A 17,220-nucleotide genomic window follows, 5' to 3' on the forward strand; every position below is an offset into this window, starting at 1 on the left:
GGAGTGCCCGGCAAAGGAGTTCCGATGCCAGATCAACCTGCTCAACCGAACCCTGAGGAGAAGCCGCACGCCAACGCGGCATCCGAGGCCGCTTCGCAGACCGAAGGCCAGGCCACTCAGGAAATGCCCGCCTCGGCGCCGCCGCCCTCGTTCGCGCCGCCTCCGTCCCACGCGGCCTCTCCGCCGCCGTACGCCACCGCGCCGCCACCCGGCGGTTTTCAACGGTTCGTCCGGCACCGCGCCACGCATCTGGTGGCGGCGGGACTGGCCGGGGTGATCATCGGGGGTGGTGCGGTCGCACTCGCCGATCACATCGGGGGCCCGGGACCCGGGTGGCGGGGCGGGCCTCCGCCCGCCGCGCGCTACCACCACCCCGGCACGGGGCCTGGGTCGGGTCCGGGACCCGGCTGGCACTGGGGGCCGTGAGCGCGACGGACCGGCCGGAAAGTGTCATCGCGGAATAGGCTCTCACCGCGGAGGATGCGAAAAAGTTACCGGACCACTCTACCGGTTGACAATTTTTCCGAATGCGCACCAGAGCGTTAAAGTGGTGAAGCGGCCGCGCGAGCCGGGACCCCGCCCGCAGGCCGTCCAGCTTCTCACCGAGGTGCCGGAATGGGCCGTACGGGGCGGCGGCAGCCCGGTCGCGAGCCGGTCGGAGTCCGGCACGCCGTTTGTTCACCGGTGAATTCTTTCACCGGTGAACAAACGGAAAAGAGCGCGGTTCCCGGGTCAGGATTTTCGCCGCCGCGACACGAACCCGCCGATCACGACCGCCACCGCGACGACGGCGAACGTGATCGCCAACCGTGGCACCGGGTCGCGATCGTGCAGGCCGGGCAACGGCGGTGTGCCGTAGGCCCGCCACAGCAAGGGCACCGCCAGCAGCGCCAGCACGGTGCTGACGACCAGTCCGACGGTCAGCGGCAACCGCCAGCCCGGCGGGGCCAGGCGCGCCACGGCGAACCCGGCCAACCCGCAGACCGGTGCGACCACGGCATCGTGCACGACCGGGCCACCGAGCAGCCACCCCGCCGCCACCAGCGCCTGCCCGGGCGCCGGCACGGCGAACCCCGCCAGCAACACGGCACCCCAGGCCAGACCCGCCAGCCCGGCCACCGCCAGGACCACCCGCGCGATCCTCATCGCACCTCCAACCGGCCGACCCACTTCGTCTGCAGCACGCCCGGCCGGTTCGGCGCGATGACCCGGCACGGATATCCGTGATCGAGATCGAGCACCTCGCCGTTGAGCCGCAACGCCAGCAGGGTGAGCGGATCCGCGGTGTGCGTTCCGGGCAGCACACTGCTCGCGTAGATTCCGTTGCGCTCCAACGACGTCACAGCCACCTCCGCCCCCGGTTCCGCGCCCACCACGCGCAAGAGGTCCGCGATCGCGACCCCGCTCCACTCGGCCTGCTGACTCCAACCCTCCACGCACGCGATCGGCAACGTGGCCGTGGTGTGCGGTAACCGGTTCAAGTCGGCCAGAGAGAGCCGGGTCAGACCCGAAGGCGCGACCACTTCGAGCCGCCAGTCGTTCGCCGTGGCCACTCCGACGACACCAGCCCCGGCCGCGCTCCGGTTCACCGGAACCCCCTGCGGTCCCTCACCGCGCCACGACAACACCGACACGGGACGCAGCCACGGCACCGTCACCCCCGCGGTCGCCACCACCGCGACCCCGGTCGCCAACGCCGTGGTGCCGAGAAAAGCCCGGCGGGACACCCCGTTGCGCTCGCGGTCCGGCTCCGGCTCGTCCCGGCGGCGGCGCAGTCCGTCGCGGAGGACGGGCAGCTTCACCGCCACGTGCATCAGGATCGAACCAGCGGCCACCCACGCCACGGCATAGTGCACCTGCGGGAAGTAGAAGTTCCACGGGTAGTTCTGCGCCACGTTGAACAAACCCGTGGACAACTCGAACAACGCCGACGCCGACAACACCAGGATCGACCCGCGTTCGATCGCGTGGAGCACCGACCGCACGACCGGACGAGCGAAAAGCTTCGGGTAGACGTTCCACAGTTTCGCGCCCAGCAACGGAATCGACGCGATCCCCGAAATCACGTGCAGGCCCTGGGTGACCCGGTACAACCCGGCCGGACGGCTCGGCCAGACGAACCACGGCGGCGGATGCTGCACGAGATGGCTGATCAGCCCGGTCACGAAACAGATGGTGAACGTCAGCGCCAGCATCAGCCCCAGCCTGCTGGTCACCGCCACCGAAAGGCGTTCTCTCACACCGTGACACGCTAAGTCCACCGTGGACGGTGTGGAAGCGTTGCGATGCTTACCGAATCCTGACGCCGCTCCGCCGGCCCGCGCGGCACGCGGGCCGGCGGACAAACTAGAGCGCGCGCTCCAGGTGACCGGTGAGCAGCCGGGTGAACCGCGCCGGGTCGGCCAGTTCGCCGCCTTCCGAGAGCAAGGCCATGCCGTAGAGCAGCTCCACGGTCTCGGACAACCCCGCCTTGTCCTCCCGCTCGCCGAAGGCCTCACGCAACCGCGTCACCAGCGGATGCCCGGGATTGAGCTCGAGGATCCGCTTGATCTGCGGCAACTCCTGCCCCATCGCGCGGTACATCTTCTCCAGCGTCGGGCTGACCTCGTGCGTGTCACCCACGATGCAGGCGGGCGACGTGGTCAGCCGCGAGGACAGCCGCACCTCCTTGACGTGATCCGCCAGCGTCGTGGTCATCCACGACAACAGGTCGGAAAAGTCCGCCTGCCGCTCCTCCGCCTCCTTCTTCTCGTCCTCCGTGCGAAGATCGACCTCGCCCTTGGCGATCGACTGGAACTGCTTGCCCCCGAAGCCGGGAACCGCGTCGATCCACATCTCGTCCACCGCGTCGGTGAGCACGAGCACCTCGAACCCCTTGTCCCGGAACGCTTCCAGGTGCGGAGAGTTCTCGATGAGCGCACGCGACTCGCCGGTCATGTAGTAGATGTGCTCCTGGCCCTCCTTCATCCGCTCCACGTACTGGGCCAGCGTGGTCTGCTTTTCCGGATCGTGCGTGGAATCGAAGGAGGCGATCTCCAGGATCGCGTCGCGGTTCTCGTAGTCGTCGAGCAGGCCCTCCTTCACCGCGCGACCGAACTCCTGCCAGAACGTCCGATAGGAGTCGGGCTTGGCGGTCATCATGGACTTGACCGTCGAAAGCACCTTCTTCACCAGGCGACGGCGCATCAGCTGAATCTGGCGGTCCCGCTGCAGGATCTCACGGGAGACGTTCAGCGAAAGATCCTGCGCGTCCACCACGCCCTTGACGAACCGCAGGTACTCGGGCATCAGCTCGGCGCAGTCGTCCATCACGAACACCCGCTTGACGTAGAGCTGCACCCCGCGCTTGCGCTCGCGCATGAACAGGTCCAGCGGCGCCCGCGACGGAATGAACAGCAACGCCTGGTATTCGAACGTCCCCTCCGCCTGAAGGCGAATGGTCTCCAGCGGGTCGTTCCAGTCGTGGCTGATGTGCTTGTAGAACTCGGCGTACTCGTCCTCACCGACCTCGCTCGCCGGGCGCGCCCACAGCGCCTTGCGCGAGTTGATCGTCTCCGGCTCGCCGCCGTCCTCACCCGCGAGCCGGACCGGCCAGGTGATGAAGTCGGAGTAACGCTTGACGATCTCGGTGAGCTTCGCCCGCGAGGTGTAGTCGTGCAGATGCTCTTCCTCGTCGGCGGGCTTGAGATGCAGGGTGACCGCCGTGCCCTGCGGGGCGTCCGCGACCGGCTCGATCGTGTACGTGCTCTCGCCGCTGGACTCCCACCGCACACCCTCGCTCTCACCCGCCCGCCGCGTCACGAGGGTGACCTTGTCCGCCACCATGAAGCTGGAATAGAAACCGATGCCGAACCGGCCGATGAGATCCTGTGATCCCGCCGCGTCCTTCGATTCCTTGAGCTTGCGCAGGAACTCCGCCGTCCCCGACTTGGCGATGGTGCCGATCAGCCCGACCACCTCGTCACGGGTCATGCCGATGCCGTTGTCGCGAACCGTGAGCGTCCGCCGCGCGGAATCCACTTCGAGCGCGACGTGCAGATCGCTGGTATCGGCGGGCAGGTCCTTGTCCCGGAACGCTTCCAGCCGAAGCTTGTCCAGCGCGTCGGAAGCGTTGGAAACCAGCTCCCGCAGGAAGGTGTCCTTGTTCGAATAGATCGAATGGATCACCAGCTGGAGCAGTTGGCGCGCCTCGGACTGAAACTCCAGGGTCTCCGCCTGAGCGGTCACGTATCCCCCTTTCACCTAATGATGGAACGGCACGGAATCTTACCGAAACCCGCCCTCATCGCGGCGTTCGTCATCCTCGAGCCGCCGCCGGAGACTGGTGATCTCGTCCTCGGCGGCCGCGAGCCGGTCCTGCAGGCCGACGATACGGGCCGCGGACGCCAGCGTGTGCCCCTCGTCGAGCTGCTCCCGCACCCGCACCACCAGAGCGAGCTGGCGCCGTGAATACCGCCGGTGCCCGCCGTCCGAACGGTCCGGCCGGACCACGTCGGCGGCGTCGAGGCTGCGCAGGAACGCCTCCTGCACTCCCAGCATCCGGGCCGCCTGCCCCGTGGTGAAGGCGGGATAGTCCTCGTCGTCGAGCTTGCCAAGTCCGGTCACAGTATTCCTCCGCGAGTCTGCGCGCCCCGCGATCGGGGCGGCAGGGCGCCCCTCACCGGCACGCGTCGCTCGTCGATCACACACTACAGGCTATCTGCAGTGTCCGCTTGACACAATCTGCAGTGCGCGCTATAGAAATAGGTGAGCGCCCACCACGGGCGAGCGGCACCCCGAGCCATCGGCGGAAAGCGGCAAACGGGCCCTGCGGGCCTGGCATGTACTGAGAGCGAATCGGAAAGGAGAAGGAGGTCATGGTCATGTTGATGCGAACCGACCCATTCCGTGAACTGGACCGGCTGACCCAGCAGTTTTTCGGCGCGACCGGCACGAACACACGCCCGGCCGTCATGCCGATGGACGCCTACCGTTCCGGTGACGACTACGTCGTGTGCTTCGACCTGCCCGGGGTCACGCCGGAATCGATCGACCTCGACGTGGAACGCAACGTGCTCACCGTCAAGGCCGAACGCCACCTCGCCTACGGCGAGCAGGCCGACGTCCAGGTCGCCGAACGTCCGCGCGGGGTGTTCTCCCGGCAGTTGTTCCTCGGCGAAAGCCTGGACGCCGAGCACATCCGCGCCGACTACGAGGCCGGCGTGCTCACCATCCGGATCCCGGTCGCGGAACAGGCCAAGCCACGCAAGATCGTCATCGGTGGCGGCGAGGAAGCCAAGCAGATCAAGTCCTGATCCGGAGCCGGGACCGGCCCCCACACGAAAATCGGCAGGCCGTTCCCGGGCAGCAGTGACAGGTCCACGGGGTCCGGCCCCGCCACCGACGGGGCCGGACCGTCTTGCCTCCCGAGACGAACGATGAGCCCGATGGCCGATCCTTACGCCGTTCTCGGTGTCTCCCGTGACGCCACACCAGCGGAGATCACGGCCGCGTACCGGCGGGCCGTGCGCGCGTGCCACCCTGACACCGAGCATCCCGATCCTGGCAGGCTTGCCGCCGTCATCGCCGCGTACCGGATGTTGCGCGCCAAGCAGGAGGACGCGGGGAAGGCATCAGCCGAGTCGTCGACTTCCGGCAGCACCAGCATCCCCGTCCGGGTCCACCGCCGGCCTTCGCCGCGCGGGCCGGACCTTCGAGCGGGTCCGGCCCGCCACGATCCCTGAGACTGCGGCCCCGGGCAAGACGCGCCATGCTGGAGTCGCACCGTCGAGGCAGCGGGGGAGCAACTGATGAACGTCACCTATCGCAGGATCTACGAGGAGGCTTCGCCGTCGGACGGCACCCGCGTGCTTGTCGACCGCGTGTGGCCGCGTGGGATGCGCAAGGATTCCGCTCGGCTTGACGAGTGGATGCGCGATGTCGCCCCGTCGACCGAGTTACGGCGGTGGTACGGCCACGATCCGGACCGGTTCACCGAATTCCGCCGCCGCTACTTCGCCGAACTACGCGAACCGGAGCGACGGGACGCGGCCGAGCGGTTGCGCGAACTCGCCGAAGAACACGACCTCACCCTGCTGACCGCGACCCGGGATGTCGACCACAGCCAGGCGGCGGTCCTCGCCGAATGGCTCCGGACTCACTCGTAGGCGGCACCGTCGACGTAGCCGGCGAGAATCCCCATGGCCGCGGTCAATTCACCCGCTTCTTCGCACACACAATCGGGCATTTGCGCGGAAAGAACCTGTGGCACCATGGGAAACCGTGGTACCGAAAGTGGCATCCGGCCGTTTTCGTTGTCCGAAGGGATGAACATGGCCGCCCTCGCCGATGACCAGGGAAAGACGGAACTGGTCGTCCTTCTCGATGACGAACTCGTACCGGTGGGGGCCGCGCCGAAGGCGACCGTGCACACCGCGGACACTCCCCTGCACCTGGCCTTCTCCTGCTACGTCTTCGGGCCCGACGGGCGCGTGCTGCTGACCCGCAGGGCGATCGGCAAGAAGACCTGGCCCGGAGTGTGGACCAACTCCTTCTGCGGACATCCCGCTCCCGGTGAACGTGAGGAAGACGCCGTCATGCGGCGGGCGCGGCAGGAACTTGGCCTCGCGATCACCGATCCGCACGTCGTGTTGCCGGATTTCCGCTACAGCGCCGTGGACGCGAGCGGGGTGCGGGAGAACGAATTCTGCCCGGTATGGACGGCCACAGCCGATTCGGACCCGGTACCCGAACCCGGCGAGGTGTGTGAGTGGCGCTGGCTCGACTGGGCCGATCTCGTGGACGCGATCGAACGCACACCGTTCGTGTTCAGCCCATGGGCCCAGTTGCAGGTGCCACGCCTGGATTCGGCGAGATCGCGGGTCGCGTAGTCCTGACCCCCGCCCGGACGGTGTCACGCCAGCAGCAGAACGCCCAGCACGATCAAGGCCAGCACCTTGACCGACTCCAGCGCCACATAGACGTGATGGGCCCGTGAACGCGGCACGGACTCCCCCGCCAGGACGCGGTCCGAACGCCGGTTGAGCCGCGGCCGGACTCCGCCGAGTTGCCCGGCCAGGATCGCGACCGCGACCGCCATCACCACGACCACCGCTGGCGGCGGCCCGCCCAGCACGACGGCGACGATCACGCCGGCCGCCAACGCCGACTCGACCGAGTTCAGCGCCCGGAACACGATCCGCCCGATGCCCAGGCCGAGCGGGATGGTCACGCCCGGCGCGCGGAACTTCAACGGCGCCTCCAGGAAGGAGATCGCCAGGACCATGCCCAGCCATACGAAAGTCAGTGCGCTCGCCGCGGCGGCGGACACATGGTTCACGGTGGCCTCCTTGCTCACGGGACAGCGCACCCGGCCGGCTCGCGCGGCCTCCACCGCGCCGTCCCCTGTTTTGTACGACTGAGATTGTAAATAACCTCAGGGAGTGGGTTGTACCTGCTCCAGATAGGCCAGGCACCGCGCCGAGTCGACGAACGGGTCGAGGCCGGTAACCGCGAGCGGGGCCCGCACCTCCTCGAGCACGCCCCGGATCACGCCGAGATGCAGCGAACAGACCACCTCGCGGTGTTGCTGGGCGACTTCCCGGAACGGACAGTGCAACAACGGGATCACCGGCGTGGCGGGATCGGACACCGGCCCGGGCGCGAAGCCGGCCTCGGCCAGCACGGCCGAAAGCCGGCGCAGGGCCTCCTCGGCATCGACGTGCCGGTCCCGCGGCGGCCGCTCGACGAGGAACCGGCCCCACGCCTCGCCGGCCGCGACCGCCGCCTGCTGCGGATCCGGCACGGCCTCGGTCACCAGGCCGGTGAGCATTTCGGCCAGCAGACGGTAACTGCGCCGGCCTGCGGTCGTCGTGCCGGTGAGTGCGCGGTAGACCATGCGCGGGCGGCCCGGCCGGCTGCGGTCTTCGGTCTCCCGTTCGGCGAACCCGCGCTCGACCAAGCCGTCCAGGTGGAACCGTGCGGTGTTCGGATGCAGGCCGCTGCGTTCGGCAACGTCCTTCACCCCCAGCGAACGACCCGCCGCCCGGAGCAGGCCCAGCACCCGGGCACGGCTTTCCCCCAACGCCGCTGACGGTTCGCCGACGACCTTCCGCGCGCTCACATCCGGCGACTTTAGCCCAACAAACTCCGGAAAAAGGCGCTTTCGGCCATGGCGAGCGCCAACGTCAGGAGACCCGCTCGCTCGACTGGATCGGCGACCGCGGCAGCGGGGTGGTCGGGGAGCGCTGGGCGATGACCGCGTCGGCCGGAACGTCACTCGAGGATGACTCGTGGCCGGTCAGCACGAAGAAGTCGGTGAGAAAGCAGGCGACCTCACCGTCGGCGGTACGCCCGACCCAGGTCGGATAGTGCCCGTCGCCGCCACCGGAGGAGAACGCGACCACCAGGGGCCTGCCCTCCTCATCGGTGAGGGTGGCGGGCGCGGTGTAGTCGGTCGCCCGGACGCTCAGGCTCGTCAGCACTCGATCGGCGTAGTCGTCGCTGTCCCGGCACAGTGGCGCGATGGCGGTCGCGTCGATGAAGCCGCCGGTGCCGCCGTCGACCGGGTAGCCGAAGAACGCGTCGCCTCCGAGTCCGGCGGCGTCTTGGCGTTCGCGGACCGCCATCTCCCAGGAGACGACGGGCTCGTCCCGGACCACCAAGCGGGCCGCCGCGACCACTTCGCGCGCGTCCTCATCGGACACGGCCAGTACCAGGACCAGCGGGTACCGGCCGGGCGGGACCCGCTGGACGAAAGCGTCACCCGAGTCGTACATCGCACCGAACATGAATGGCTCACCGGCCACGACTCGTCCGGATGGCAACCACAGTGAGGCTCCCTGCCGCAGCCGGACCGTCGCCACGTCGCCGCCAGGCAGGGTGTGACGTGTCCCGGGAACGAAGAGTTGTTCGAAGTCGGGGGCGCACAGCGGCATGGGAAGACCATAGCGACCCCTGGCCGTCCACTTCGCGGTAAACACCAAAAACTGTCCGCGGAAGTCCCAAACCGGCGGGCTGGGGAGCGTAGCCGGGAACATTTCGTGACGCGAGTCGCCGATGACGTCTTGACCTCACGAACAACTGTTTCACAAATAGCGCTGGGCGGCTCGCCCAGTCGTTTGCTTCTTTTATTTTTCAATCATTGTCGGCGCGTGTCGGGCCGATCATCGGCCGCCGTATAGGGCGTTATACATCCCGGATGATGGCGTTACGCCGAACGGGTTACCGTGAGGCTATGGCCCGCTGGACGCGCGGCGAGTCTTCCCAGGTCCCGCCAACTATTGAGCCGATGCTCGCCGTCGCGGGCGACGGCGAGGTCGTGGACGATCCCCGGTACCACTACGAGTTCAAATGGGACGGCTACCGAGCCGTGATGCGGGTCGCGCCCGACGGCACCACGATGCTGACCAGCCGTAACGGCAACGACTTCACCCAGGACTACCCCGAGCTTCGCGGCGTGTTCGGTGACGGCCTCGCCGGCCGGGCGGCCGTACTCGACGGTGAGATCGTCGCGCTCGACGAGTACGGGCACCCGGATTTCACCCTCCTGCAGAACCGGCGCGCCCACCCGCAGCCGGTCAGCTACTTCGCGTTCGACCTGCTGCGGTTCGGCGACACGGTGCTTCTGCAGGAGCCGTACCGGTATCGCCGCGAACTCCTGAGCGGGCTCACGCCCGCCGATCCGAACCGCGTCGCGATCCCCCCGTCCTACAGTCACGCCGAACTGTCCGAGCAGGGCCTGACTCCGCAAGGATTGCTCGACATCGCGGCCAGGTCACAACTGGAGGGTTTGATCGCGAAACTTTCGGTGTCCAGGTACCACCCGGGCCGCCGGAGTCACGTCTGGCTGAAGTACCCGCTCATCCAGACCCAGGAGGTCGTGATCGGCGGATGGCGGCCCGGCCGTGGGCGCCGGGCGGGCGTGCCGGGAGCGCTGTTGCTCGGCGCGCACGACCCGGGCACCGGAGACCTCCTCTACATCGGCGATGTCGGTACCGGGTTCACCGAGCGCGCGCTCGACTCGCTCGGTGAGATGCTGTCACCCCTGAGCCGTCCGGCCAGCCCGTTCGCCAACGAGGTTCCGCGTGACCGGGCGCGTCACGCGCGCTGGGTTGAACCCCGGCTGACCGGGGAAGTCGTGTACCGCCGGTTCACCAGGGACCGGCGGCTCCGCCACACCGCGTGGCGAGGCCTCCGCCCGGACCGTGACACGAGCGAGATCGTCGTCCCGCGGATCGGCTGAGTTCGCGGGACTGGGCCCGCGAACCCCAGGAACAGAGGAGCATCGGAGCGTGGCGGAAGACCGGGTCACCGTCGAAGTCGGCGGCCAGCGGCTCACACTGTCCAACTTGGACAAAGTGCTCTACCCCGCCGAGGGGTTCACCAAGGCAGCGGTGATCACTTACTACACGCGGATCGCCCCTGTGCTCCTCCCTCACCTGAAGCACCGGCCGGTGACGTTCGTTCGCTACCCCGACGGTGTCGGCAGCGGCCAGTTCTTCGAAAAGGACGTCTCGCGGCACGCTCCCGGCTGGGTCCGCACGGCACGGCTCGACAGCATCGGTTCCCGCGGCCGCGGCGAGGAGATCGACTACCCGCTGCTCGACGACCTGCCCGCGCTCGTGTGGGCGGCCAATCTCGCCGCGCTCGAGTTGCACGTGCCGCAATGGACGACCGGCCGTGACGGTCACCGGCAACCACCCGACCGTCTGGTGTTCGACCTCGACCCCGGCTCGCCGGCCACCATCGTCGAATGCTGCCGCGCCGCCGAACGCCTCCACGACATCCTCGCCGAGGACGGTCTCACCCCGCTCCCCAAGACCAGCGGCTCGAAGGGCCTCCAGGTGTACTGCGGGGTGCGCACCCGCCGCCCCGAACGCACCTCCGAATACGCCAGGGCACTCGCCGGACGGCTCGCCCGGGAAACCCCGGACCTGGTCACGGCCAGGATGACGAAGTCACTGCGCACCGGGAAGATCTTCGTCGACTGGAGCCAGAACAACCCGGCCAAGACGACCGTCGCCCCGTATTCGCTGCGGGGACGCGAACGGCCCACCGTGTCCACCCCCGTCACCTGGGACGAGGTGCGCGCCTGCCGCCACCCCGATGACCTGGTGTTCACCGCCGCCGACGTGCTCGACCGGGTCGAGGAGAACGGCGACCTGTTCGCCGGCCTCGCCGAAACGCGGGTGGCACTCCCCTCCCCCGCCCGCTGATTCTTCCCCGCCTGGTCTGGAATTTCGCGCCTGATTGCTCAAAACTGGCCGAGGACCGCACGAACTCAACGGCGAGACGGAGGCGAAACATGAGCAGGTTGCGATTCGGCGCGTTCCTGGCACCGTTCCATCCGGCCGGCGAGAACCCGACGTTGGCGATACAGCGCGATTTGCGCCTTGCCGAGCATATGGACTACCTCGGTTACGACGAACTGTGGATCGGTGAGCACCATTCGGCCGGTAGCGAAATCATCGCCGCGCCGGAGATCTTCATCGCCGCCGCGGCCGAGCGCACCAGGAACATCAAACTGGGCACCGGCGTGACCTCGGTGGCCTACCACAACCCGCTGTGGGTCGCCGACCGGATGGTCATGCTGGACCATCTCACGCGCGGTCGTGCGATGTTCGGCGCGGGCCCGGGATCCCTGCCCACCGACTCGGCGATGATCGGACTCGATCCGACCGACACGCGCGAGCTGCTCGACGTCAACTTCGACATCATCATGCGGTTGCTGGCCGGCGAAACCGTTTCGGCGGAGACCAAGACGCACCGGCTGATCGAAGCCCGGCTCCAGTTGCGGCCCTACACCGAGCCCTGCTTCGACATCGCGGTCGCGGCCGTCGCCTCCCCGACCGGCCCGCGCCTGGCCGGGCGGTACGGCACCGGGCTGCTGTCGATCGGCGCGACCCTCACCAAGGAGGGGTTCGATGCCCTCGCGCACCACTGGAACGTCGTGGAGGAACGCGCGGCGCACTACAAGCGGCCGGCGCCCGACCGGTCCCAGTGGCGGCTGGTGGGACTGATGCACATCGCCGAAACCCGTGAGCAGGCCTACCACGACGTCGAGCACGGCATCGAGCAGTGGTTCCGGTACTTCCAGCGCGTCGCCGCGTTCCCGCAGATGAGCGTCGAAGGCAACGGGCTCAAGGAGATGATCGACTTCATCAACGAGGCCGGTGTCGGCGCGATCGGCACACCGGCCGACGCCAGGGCGCAGGTGCAGCGACTCTGGGACCAGTCGGGTGGCTTCGGCGCGATGCTGCTGATGGCGCACGAATGGGCCAATCCCGAAGCGACCCGGCGCTCGTTCGAATTGATCGCCCAGCACGTCATGCCCCATTTCCAGGGCAAGAACGACGGTCAGGGGCTCAGCCACGCCGAATCCACCCTGGCCGCCAAACGAACCGCCGAGGAAAGGCGTCCGGGATATGCCCAGGCACAGCTCTCGGCGGTCGAGCACATGACCGAGAAATACGCGCAAGAGGTCGCCGACAAGAAATCGTGACTGTTCTCGGTGGGAGCCGGTTTCGTGGGACCGGCTCCCACCGAGTGCACGACCTGGCCACCCGAAACCGATCGCGCGCGCTTTGAAACAGAACACAGTCCAGGCCGATCGTGGCTTCAAGCAAGAACCCGGCAGCACTCGTGGTCCGCCGTGCGTTGTGCCGCATGACCGGCGCCGCGGTGCCGGTCACGCGGCACAGTCCGCGTTGTTCCGAGGTTACTGGTTCAGTCCAGCGATGGACTCGACCATTTCCGGCAAGAGGTGCACCTCTCCGGCGGCCACGTTCTCCCGCAGGTGAGCGGGGTCGGACGTGCCCGGAATCAACAGGGTTCGCGGATAGGACGCCAGCAGCCAGGCCAGCCCCACCTGCGCCGGCGTGGCACCCAGCGAGGCCGCGATTTCGACCACGACCGGGTGCTCGCTGACCTTGGCGAACCCGGGAAAGGCCGAGCCGAGCGGGAAGAACGGGACCCAGGCGATGTCGTGTTCGCGGCACACGTCGAGCACCGCCTCACTCGACCGGTCCAGCGCGCTGTAGGAGTTCTGCACGCAGACGATGCCCGCGGGCAGGGCTTGGCGCACCTGGTCCGCGTCGACGGCGGACAACCCGATCCCGCCGATCTTTCCCTCGTCCCGCAGCGCGATGAGTTCCGCCAGCTGGCTGTCGAGATCGACCAGTTGGTCGCCTTCGGCCACCAGTCCGGGTGGGGAGTCCGTCCGGCGAAGGTTGACCACGTCCAACCGCTCGGCTTTCAGCGTGGAAAGGTTGGCCTCCACGCTCGCGCGCAACTCTTCGGGCCGCTGAGCCAGCACCAGACCAGCCGTGCTGTCGTGCCGGGCGCCCACCTTGCTCACCAGGACCAGCTCCCGCGAATAGGGGTGCAACGCCTCGCGAATCCGCTGGTTGGCCGTGCCCGGCCCGTAGAACTCGGCGGTGTCGATGTGGTTGACGCCGCTGTCGACCGCCGCGCGCAGCACCGCGATCGCCGTCTCCTTGCTGGGCGTCTCCCGGCCCCGCACCTCCCCGAGCTGCATCGCCCCGAACCCGACCCGGGCGACCTGCCGCCCGGCCAGTGTGATGGTCCCTCCCGGGGCCTGCGAGGCGCTTCCGGCGCTCGTCATGTGAGAACTCCCGTCCGTCATGGCATAGGCTTGCCGAGGAGTACCGGAGGTTCCTCCGGTACGGCCCCGACCCTAGCAGAAACGGAGGGCCCTCCGATTAGTCCCGTCAGCAAGAGTGTGCGCACCGATGCCCGGCGCAACCGGGAACGTCTCGTCGAGGTCGCACGCCGGTTGTTCACCAGCGAGGGCGGCGGCAAGGTGCCCCTGGAAGCCATCGCCCGCGAGGCTGGCGTGGGAATCGGCACCCTCTACCGCCACTTCCCCACGAGGGAGGCCCTGATCGAGTCGGTCTACCGCGCGGAGAGAAGCCTGCTGTGCGCCCGCGCGGCCGAACTCCTCGAATCACAGCCGCCCGAGAAGGCCCTCCGAACCTGGATGGACCGCTTCGCCGACTACATGGCGACCAAACGAGAGATGGCCGACGCCATCCGGGAGATGATCGCCTCGGGCACCGTGACCTCCGCAGAGGCACGCGAGGAACTGTCCGTCGCCGTCCAGAAGCTGCTCGACGCCGGCGCCGCCGCGGGCACGCTGCGCGGAGACATCCCCGCACAGGATGTCGTGGTCAGTCTGGTCGGCATCTTCCTCGCCTGCCGGGAGCCGGAGCAACGCGAGCAGGCCGGACGGCTGTTGGACCTGCTGGCCGACGGCCTGCGCTCCCCCGCCATGTTGACTTCGAGCGAGCTGGAGGTTCTACCGTCGCCTCATGAGCGGCGAACCCCTTGAGCGGTTGCAAGCGTTATTGGACGACAGCGCGAAACGCGCGGGGAAACATCTGCGCTCGACATTCGAGATACCGGATCGCACGCTCACCGCGGGGCAGCTCATCCGCTACCTGGAGAAACCACGGTCGGTTGCGCTGGCAACGGTCTCGGCGCGGAACGAGCCCCGAGTGGCGCCCGTGGATGCCGTCTTCCATGACGCCGCTTTCCACATCCCCACGGTGTCCGACGCTGCCCGGGTCAACCACATCACACGTCAGCCCGCCGTGAGCGCGACGCATTGGATCCCGGACGAGATCGCCATCATCGTGCACGGCACCGCCACCGTCCTCGACGCCGATTCCGCCGAGCTGGACAAGCTTTACCACGCTTCGTGGTGGAGGCCAGTTCGTGAAGAGGGACGTGGCGTCTACCTGAGGATAGAGGCTGATCGCATGTTCGCCTGGGCCCGCGACACCACGAAGTATCCCGCCTGAGAACGCGGAGCTCATAAAGCGGAAACGAAAAGGCGAACGGCGAGAACGATAATGAAGCCGTTCCCGGCCAAGGCGGTGAGCAGGCGGCCCCGGTCGCTGACGAGCACGCGGCCGACGACCGCGCCTCCCAGGGCGAGCACCGCCTGCCAGCTCGCCGACGCGGCGAACGCCGCCAGAACGAAGACCGCGGCCCTCGGCGGCGACCAGGTTTGCTGCTGGGCGAGGATCAGCGCCGCGAAGTACACGATGGTCAGCGGGTTCAACATGGTCAGCCCGAACAGCTCGAGATAGGCCCGCAGCGGCTTCTTCCCGTTGCCATCGAGGCGTGCGTCGACACCGGGCCGGCGGAGCGCGGCGACGACCCCCTTTACGCCGATCAGGACGAGGATCAGTGCACCGGCCCACTGCATCGGGCGAGCCACGGGTCGTAGCAGGGTGATCAGCGCTGCTCCCGCCAGTGCCGCGAGCAGCGCGTAGACCCCGTCGGCGGTGGCGGTGCCCATCGCGCCGGCCAGGCCGGTGCGCAGTGATGTCCGCGCCGACAACATGATGATCAGCACGGCCATGCCGCCGACCGGTATCGCGATACCGTAGCCGGCGACCAGCCCCGCTATGGCAGCCTCCGTCATTCCGGCCCTTCTTCGAGTGCGGGGGATGTTCCCGCATGAAACCGGTGACAGAAGCCGAAGGCAATCGAATTTGCCGGTCAGCCGACCGACGGGCCCATGCCCAGCGACTGCGGGGTGCTGGCGTCGGGTGAGGGCTGATGCAGGCCCTCGTCCAGCGGGCCGTGCTCGGTCATCAGCGCCCGGCTGCCACCCCAGGGCGTCTGTTCCTCGGCGACCAGAGAGTTGGTGGTGAGCAGCAGGCCCGCTACGGAGGCACCGTTCCGCAGCGCGGAGCGGCACACCCGCAAGGGATCGATGATGCCCATCTCGACCATGTTGCCGTACCGGTCCAGCAGCGCGTCGAACCCCTCGTCATCACCCAGGTGCCTGGTGTGCTCCACCACTTCCCGCGCCGGATAGCCGGCGTTGCTCGCGATGAGGTAGGCAGGTTCGCTCAGCGCGCGCCGGACGATGTCCGCCCCGGTCGCGTAGTCGCCTTCGAGGTCCAAATCGGACAGTACGTTCTCCGCGTGCAGCAAGGCCGCACCGCCGCCCGGCACGATCCCCTCCGCCATCGCGGCCCGGGTCGCCGACAGCGCGTCCTCCACCCGGTGCTGCAGTTCCTTCAGCTCGGCCGGGGTCGCCGCGCCGACCCGGATCACCGCCACCTTTCCGGTGAGCGCCCCGATCCGTTCGGTCAGAACGTCCTCGTCGATCCCGAACCGGGCGCGCTCGAGTTCGGCTCGCAACTGGTTGACGCGGAACTCGACGTCCGACACCGACCCCGCGCCACCCACGACCGTGGTGCTGTTCTCGTCGACCCGGACCTGCTTCGCCCGGCCCAGGTGTTCCAGCGTCATGGTCTCCATCGTGACCCCGGACTGGCGGGAGATCACCGAGCCGCCGACCACCGCGGCGAGGTCCTCCAGCTTGTGCAGCCGCCGGTCACCGAACCCGGGCGCGCGCACCGCGACCGAGGTGAAGGTCCCGTTGACCTGGTTGTGGACCAGCATGCTCAACGCCGAACCCTCCACGGTCTCCGCGATCAGCACCAGCGGGCGCGGTGCCCGCATGATCTTGTCCAGCACCGGCATCAGCTGCCGCACGTCGGTCACCTTTTCCGCCGACATGAGGACGTACGGATCGTCGAGCACCGCCTCGAGCCGTCCGGGATCGGTGACCAGGTAAGGGGAAAGGTAACCGTTGTCGAATTCGAACCCCTCCACGAATTCGACGGTCATCCCGATGTCGGCCGACTCCTCCACCGTCACCACGCCCGTGTCGCCCACCGTGTGCAACGCCTTCGCGATGACCGCACCGACCGCGTCGTCGTCATTGGCGGAAATCGCCGCGACCCGCGCGTAGTCCTGTTCGCTCAGCACGGGATGCGCGGCCTTCTCCAGATGATCCACCAGCCTGCCCACCGCACTGTCGATGCCGCGCTTGACCAGAACCGGGTTCCCGCCCGCGTCGATGGCCTCCATGCCCTCGCGCACGATCGCCTGCGCCAGCACCGTCGCCGTGGTCGTCCCGTCACCCACCACGTCGTTGGTCTTGATCGCCGCTTCCTTGACCAGCTGCGCGCCCATGTTCTCGAACTGATCCTTGAGATGGATCTCGCGCGCGATGGTCACGCCGTCGTTGGTCACCACCGGCGAACCGGTGATCTTCTCGATGATCACGTTGCGTCCCTTGGGACCCAGCGTCGACTTCACCGATTCCGCCAGCTTGTCCACTCCGGACAGCAGAAGATCCCGCGCCTGGGCGCCGAAACGCAGTTCCTTGGCCATCGTGCGTGCTCCCTGTCGTGT

General features: G+C 68.1%; 20 protein-coding genes. 10 read left to right on the forward strand and 10 right to left on the reverse strand.

The genetic code is table 11. The annotated features are described in order from the left end of the window. Window positions 1–24: 24 nt before the first annotated feature. Window positions 25–426: a hypothetical protein gene (locus ACFSXZ_RS03075; protein ID WP_378260987.1), complete on the forward strand. Its 402-nt coding sequence runs from the start codon at window positions 25–27 to the stop codon at window positions 424–426. 306 nt (window positions 427–732) lie between these two features. On the opposite strand, the gene ACFSXZ_RS03080 is transcribed toward ACFSXZ_RS03075, so the two are convergent. From ACFSXZ_RS03080 to ACFSXZ_RS03095, 4 genes are all read right to left on the reverse strand, one after another. After that, window positions 733–1,146, reverse strand: a complete 414-nt coding sequence (locus tag ACFSXZ_RS03080; RefSeq protein WP_378260989.1) for a hypothetical protein — start codon at window positions 1,144–1,146, stop codon at window positions 733–735. After that, entirely contained in the window at window positions 1,143–2,195 is a 1,053-nt protein-coding gene (locus ACFSXZ_RS03085) for a molybdopterin-dependent oxidoreductase (protein WP_378262728.1), read from the reverse strand. The genes ACFSXZ_RS03080 and ACFSXZ_RS03085 overlap by 4 nt, the downstream gene beginning before the upstream one ends. A gap of 151 nt (window positions 2,196–2,346) precedes the next feature. Continuing rightward, entirely contained in the window at window positions 2,347–4,227 is a 1,881-nt protein-coding gene (htpG, locus tag ACFSXZ_RS03090) for a molecular chaperone HtpG (protein ID WP_378260991.1), read from the reverse strand. A gap of 39 nt (window positions 4,228–4,266) precedes the next feature. Continuing rightward, a complete protein-coding gene (locus ACFSXZ_RS03095) occupies window positions 4,267–4,605 on the reverse strand; it encodes a MerR family transcriptional regulator (protein WP_378260993.1) in 339 nt (112 codons plus the stop codon). A gap of 257 nt (window positions 4,606–4,862) precedes the next feature. Between ACFSXZ_RS03095 and ACFSXZ_RS03100 the strand changes: the two genes are divergently transcribed. The 4 genes from ACFSXZ_RS03100 (at window position 4,863) to idi (ending at window position 6,869) form a co-directional block, all read left to right on the forward strand. Then, a complete protein-coding gene (locus tag ACFSXZ_RS03100) occupies window positions 4,863–5,294 on the forward strand; it encodes an Hsp20/alpha crystallin family protein (protein ID WP_378260995.1) in 432 nt (143 codons plus the stop codon). Between the two features lie 132 nt (window positions 5,295–5,426). Continuing rightward, window positions 5,427–5,723, forward strand: a complete 297-nt coding sequence (locus ACFSXZ_RS03105) for a J domain-containing protein (RefSeq protein WP_378260997.1) — start codon at window positions 5,427–5,429, stop codon at window positions 5,721–5,723. A gap of 66 nt (window positions 5,724–5,789) precedes the next feature. Then, on the forward strand, window positions 5,790–6,146 hold the full coding sequence (locus ACFSXZ_RS03110; RefSeq protein WP_378260999.1) for a DUF488 domain-containing protein: 357 nt from the start codon (window positions 5,790–5,792) through the stop codon (window positions 6,144–6,146). A gap of 105 nt (window positions 6,147–6,251) precedes the next feature. After that, entirely contained in the window at window positions 6,252–6,869 is a 618-nt protein-coding gene (idi, locus tag ACFSXZ_RS03115) for an isopentenyl-diphosphate Delta-isomerase (RefSeq protein ID WP_378261001.1), read from the forward strand. Between the two features lie 23 nt (window positions 6,870–6,892). On the opposite strand, the gene ACFSXZ_RS03120 is transcribed toward idi, so the two are convergent. From ACFSXZ_RS03120 to ACFSXZ_RS03130, 3 genes are all read right to left on the reverse strand, one after another. Then, window positions 6,893–7,264, reverse strand: a complete 372-nt coding sequence (locus tag ACFSXZ_RS03120; protein ID WP_378262730.1) for a hypothetical protein — start codon at window positions 7,262–7,264, stop codon at window positions 6,893–6,895. Between the two features lie 150 nt (window positions 7,265–7,414). Further along, a complete protein-coding gene (locus ACFSXZ_RS03125; protein WP_378261003.1) occupies window positions 7,415–8,101 on the reverse strand; it encodes a helix-turn-helix transcriptional regulator in 687 nt (228 codons plus the stop codon). 64 nt (window positions 8,102–8,165) lie between these two features. Continuing rightward, on the reverse strand, window positions 8,166–8,915 hold the full coding sequence (locus ACFSXZ_RS03130; protein WP_378261005.1) for a DUF4241 domain-containing protein: 750 nt from the start codon (window positions 8,913–8,915) through the stop codon (window positions 8,166–8,168). 299 nt (window positions 8,916–9,214) lie between these two features. Between ACFSXZ_RS03130 and ligD (ACFSXZ_RS03135) the strand changes: the two genes are divergently transcribed. The 3 genes from ligD (ACFSXZ_RS03135) to ACFSXZ_RS03145 all read left to right on the forward strand — a co-directional run bounded on the left by ligD (ACFSXZ_RS03135) (window position 9,215) and on the right by ACFSXZ_RS03145 (window position 12,481). Next, entirely contained in the window at window positions 9,215–10,222 is a 1,008-nt protein-coding gene (gene ligD, locus ACFSXZ_RS03135; RefSeq protein WP_378261007.1) for a non-homologous end-joining DNA ligase, read from the forward strand. A 49-nt stretch (window positions 10,223–10,271) separates the two neighbouring features. Next, window positions 10,272–11,195: a non-homologous end-joining DNA ligase gene (gene ligD, locus ACFSXZ_RS03140; RefSeq protein ID WP_378261009.1), complete on the forward strand. Its 924-nt coding sequence runs from the start codon at window positions 10,272–10,274 to the stop codon at window positions 11,193–11,195. 89 nt (window positions 11,196–11,284) lie between these two features. Continuing rightward, window positions 11,285–12,481 carry an LLM class flavin-dependent oxidoreductase gene (locus ACFSXZ_RS03145; protein ID WP_378261011.1) on the forward strand — a complete coding sequence of 399 codons (1,197 nt, stop codon included), beginning with the start codon at window positions 11,285–11,287 and terminating at the stop codon, window positions 12,479–12,481. Window positions 12,482–12,697: 216 nt separating this feature from the next. On the opposite strand, the gene ACFSXZ_RS03150 is transcribed toward ACFSXZ_RS03145, so the two are convergent. Then, window positions 12,698–13,603, reverse strand: a complete 906-nt coding sequence (locus ACFSXZ_RS03150; RefSeq protein WP_378261013.1) for an aldo/keto reductase — start codon at window positions 13,601–13,603, stop codon at window positions 12,698–12,700. A 117-nt stretch (window positions 13,604–13,720) separates the two neighbouring features. Between ACFSXZ_RS03150 and ACFSXZ_RS03155 the strand changes: the two genes are divergently transcribed. Both ACFSXZ_RS03155 and ACFSXZ_RS03160 read left to right on the forward strand, forming a co-directional pair. Then, entirely contained in the window at window positions 13,721–14,329 is a 609-nt protein-coding gene (locus tag ACFSXZ_RS03155) for a TetR/AcrR family transcriptional regulator (RefSeq protein ID WP_378261015.1), read from the forward strand. After that, entirely contained in the window at window positions 14,310–14,801 is a 492-nt protein-coding gene (locus tag ACFSXZ_RS03160; RefSeq protein WP_378261017.1) for a pyridoxamine 5'-phosphate oxidase family protein, read from the forward strand. The genes ACFSXZ_RS03155 and ACFSXZ_RS03160 overlap by 20 nt, the downstream gene beginning before the upstream one ends. Window positions 14,802–14,812: 11 nt before the next feature. On the opposite strand, the gene ACFSXZ_RS03165 is transcribed toward ACFSXZ_RS03160, so the two are convergent. Both ACFSXZ_RS03165 and groL read right to left on the reverse strand, forming a co-directional pair. Then, entirely contained in the window at window positions 14,813–15,430 is a 618-nt protein-coding gene (locus ACFSXZ_RS03165) for a LysE family transporter (RefSeq protein WP_378261019.1), read from the reverse strand. Window positions 15,431–15,507: 77 nt separating this feature from the next. After that, the gene (groL, locus tag ACFSXZ_RS03170) at window positions 15,508–17,199 is read right to left on the reverse strand and encodes a chaperonin GroEL (protein WP_378261021.1); all 1,692 of its coding nucleotides are present in this window, start codon (window positions 17,197–17,199) and stop codon (window positions 15,508–15,510) included. Window positions 17,200–17,220: the final 21 nt, after the last annotated feature.

The sequence above is a fragment of the Amycolatopsis pigmentata genome, from assembly GCF_042684065.1.
In the GTDB taxonomy this organism is placed as follows: domain Bacteria; phylum Actinomycetota; class Actinomycetes; order Mycobacteriales; family Pseudonocardiaceae; genus Amycolatopsis_E; species Amycolatopsis_E pigmentata.